General features: G+C 21.8%; 6 protein-coding genes. 1 reads left to right on the top strand and 5 read right to left on the bottom strand.

Annotated elements, in window-relative coordinates; all coding sequences use genetic code 4:
- The 3 genes from C6B38_RS01845 to C6B38_RS01835 form a co-directional block, all read right to left on the bottom strand.
- Window positions 1-774: IS30 family transposase (locus C6B38_RS01845; protein ID WP_105298436.1), on the bottom strand; the 774-nt coding region annotated here is incomplete at its 3' end.
- Window positions 775-846: 72 nt separating this feature from the next.
- Complete coding sequence (locus C6B38_RS01840; protein WP_105298435.1) at window positions 847-1044, bottom strand: hypothetical protein; 198 nt, start codon at window positions 1042-1044, stop codon at window positions 847-849.
- A 200-nt stretch (window positions 1045-1244) separates the two neighbouring features.
- Window positions 1245-1652, bottom strand: a complete 408-nt coding sequence (locus tag C6B38_RS01835; RefSeq protein WP_105298434.1) for a hypothetical protein — start codon at window positions 1650-1652, stop codon at window positions 1245-1247.
- Between the two features lie 151 nt (window positions 1653-1803).
- On the opposite strand from C6B38_RS01835, the gene C6B38_RS01830 reads away from it, so the two are divergent.
- Window positions 1804-2328, top strand: coding sequence for a lipoprotein (locus C6B38_RS01830; RefSeq protein WP_105298433.1), 525 nt, complete (start codon window positions 1804-1806; stop codon window positions 2326-2328).
- Between the two features lie 36 nt (window positions 2329-2364).
- Here C6B38_RS01830 and C6B38_RS01825 read toward each other — a convergent pair whose 3' ends face one another.
- Both C6B38_RS01825 and C6B38_RS01820 read right to left on the bottom strand, forming a co-directional pair.
- Window positions 2365-2577: a hypothetical protein gene (locus C6B38_RS01825; RefSeq protein WP_071937516.1), complete on the bottom strand. Its 213-nt coding sequence runs from the start codon at window positions 2575-2577 to the stop codon at window positions 2365-2367.
- Window positions 2558-2839: a hypothetical protein gene (locus C6B38_RS01820; RefSeq protein WP_071937173.1), complete on the bottom strand. Its 282-nt coding sequence runs from the start codon at window positions 2837-2839 to the stop codon at window positions 2558-2560. Before C6B38_RS01820 ends, C6B38_RS01825 begins: the two co-directional genes overlap by 20 nt.
- Window positions 2840-2928: the final 89 nt, after the last annotated feature.

The raw sequence follows: 2928 nt of genomic DNA, 5'->3' as shown, positions 1-2928 counted from the left end.
ATTAGAACCAGTAATCTTTTCCATCTCTTCAAATTTACTAAATTCTTTTCCGCGATCTGTTATTATTCCTTTAATTTTTCCAACTAAACCATTAATTCTAACTAATTCTTCAAGTTTTTCTAAAACTTCATTAGCAGTATGTTCTTCTAATTTCATTGCAAAATATTTTTTACTTGATTGCTCAACTAATACTAAACAACTAGATAAATGATCTTTTCCAACAACAGTATCCATTTCTAATCAACCAACATTAGAAACTTTATTTTCAATATCTCAAATTGACCTAAATCTTTCATCTAATTTTCCACGATTATCAGGTCTTTTCTTTGTTCTATTTCTTCTACCACCATTTAATAAATTTTTCTTTAACAAACCCAAAAGACCTAAATAAATTCATTTATACAATGTTTTTACACAAACGGGAAATTTAATCCCAAACTTTATTAAAAATCGTTGAATAATTTCTGCTGGTGAATCACCCAAAATATTAAATCTTAAATTTAAAAATTCTTGTTGTTCTTCTGTAAATGTAGGTAATTTTTTAATACATTTTTTACGCTTTTTATAATAATCTTCATGTGCTTTACGAGCATCATAATCTTCTATATTTTTAAATCGCTTAATTTCTCTTTTAACAGTATTAATATCTCTTCCTATTTGTCTTGCAATTTCAGATAAATTAAGTGTACCATTTTTCTTTTTACAACTATCAGATAAAAATAAATCCTTAAAAAATTTTCGTTCATCAAATTTTACATGTGTATAATCTTTCATATATGTATCCCCAATCTTTTTAAAATTATTTATACGCTATTTTTAAAAAACTATTGACAATTATTTTTAAAGTTATACAATTAGAATGTAACAAGTTTCAAATTTATTTCTCTTAAAACTTGTTTTACAAAAAATAAAGACTTGAAAAAGTCTTTTTTTAATTGTAAAATAAACTAACCTATATGCAATTTCTCCAACAGCATATCTATTCAAATCTTCATATGTTTTATTAAAAAAGTTTTCCCCATTAATAATATTATTAATATCCATTTTAAAGTTGTTTCCTTTCTTGATTTAAAAATAAATCATCACACACATTAAAATAAACACCTAAAAAAAGCAAGTTATTTTTAACTTGTTTTTTCAATATTTAATTTTTTTAATATTATTTAATACAATTTTGATACTTTTTTGATAACAAAAACATTATATCTTAATTTAAAATAAAAAAACAAGATTTTTAATCTTGATTAATTTTTTTGAATATAATCGAATACAACTTTATTATTTAAACCTTTAAATTCAAAAATTATTATATTTTCTTCTTTAACGACTGTGGCAAAAATATTTACAATAATATTGAAAAAAAGTTCTTTGTCTTCTTTTAATTCTTTATAAATTCTATTAATTTTATTAATTTTATTTTTACTTAGAGAATCAAAATTAATTTCTTTTTTTATTTTATCTTCTTCTCAAAATAAGTTTATAAATTTGGCAGCTATATCAATAAATTCTTCATATTCTTTTTTTGCCTCTTCTTTTAATTTTTCTAGTATTTCTAAAAGAGCTAGCCCCTTAACTGATAATATATAACTTTTTTTATAAAGTTGTAAATATTTGTCTATTTTTAAACTCAATGATGGTTTATTTTGAGCCATATTTTATTTCCTTTCTTAAAATTAAAATTGTTGTTTGATAATTGTTAATATATTATCAAAAAAATAAATTTTTATCATTATTCTTTGTATATATTTATATTCATTATATAATTTTTATATAAATAAAATATCAAGAAAGGAGTAGTTTTTTATGAAAAAATGATTAAGTTTTTTAGGAGCAATTACATTATTAGGAACAAACACAACAAGTCTAGTTGCTTGTAATACACCACAATATAACGAAGAAGAATTACAACAACTAAAACAAGAAAACCAAATATACACAAATTGCCAAGAAATAAAAGAAAACTTAGAATGAATTTGCCCTCAAGAACAACCTTTTAATCAAGTTGATAATAAATGATATTATGTAGTATGACGCGGGGATAAAAGTGAAGAATGAAAAATTGTTAAATTTAAAAATGATAAGTATGAACAAAATAAAATACTTGATAAATATAATAATTATGAACTTCAATTATTACAAACCGGAAAAGCAGGACAAGGATATTGAAAAGATATTGGTTTAGTTGATAATAACGGAATGCCTCGTTATTTTGCATGAAGCTTTAATCCTAAATATTTTAAATCAGTTTATCGTTGAAATGGCGGAGAAGAAAATTTACCTGATTTAGTTCTTAATAATGATGGTAATGTAAAAGTTAATAGTGAATAAAAAAGCAATTTTTACTAAATTGCTTTTTTAATTTATTTAATTTTCTTTTTCATCATCTTTTTTAATTATTTTGTTGATATTATTTTCTTTATTTTCATCTAACAAAATACATTCATTATTAATTTTTTCTTTTAATTTTAGCATTAGTTTATTAATTTCAGTGAATAAAATTGGCAATCCCAATGTTAAACCGTGAACTATTCAATATGCTAATCGTAGAAAAAATAACTTAGTCTTTTTCTTTTTCATTTTTATTACCATCCTTGTTTTTTTGTCTGATATTTATTTTGTTGTTATTAGCCAATTTATTATTTATAATTGTAATAACATCTAATTTCGTATTAATATTATTAATTTCAATTTTAATATCGTTTATTTTTTCTTTTAATTCTTTATTTTCATCTCTAATTTTTTGTTGTTTTTTACTCAAAATAGTTGCTGTTATGCCGGTTGTTCCACCAGTAAAAAGTGATATAACCAAAACAATAATTTCTAAAATAGTTTCACTCATTTTTTATTCTCCTTATTATTAAATTAATATTTATCAATTAGTACTCAGTGCCCAAATGCTCGCAAACCAATAGCAGCTGTTGTCACAAT

The organism is Spiroplasma sp. ChiS, assembly GCF_002968355.1.
In the GTDB taxonomy this organism is placed as follows: domain Bacteria; phylum Bacillota_I; class Bacilli_A; order Mycoplasmatales; family Mycoplasmataceae; genus Spiroplasma; species Spiroplasma citri.
The sequence above is the reverse complement of the archived record's forward strand: the minus strand, read 5'-3'. Positions and strand labels throughout refer to the sequence as shown.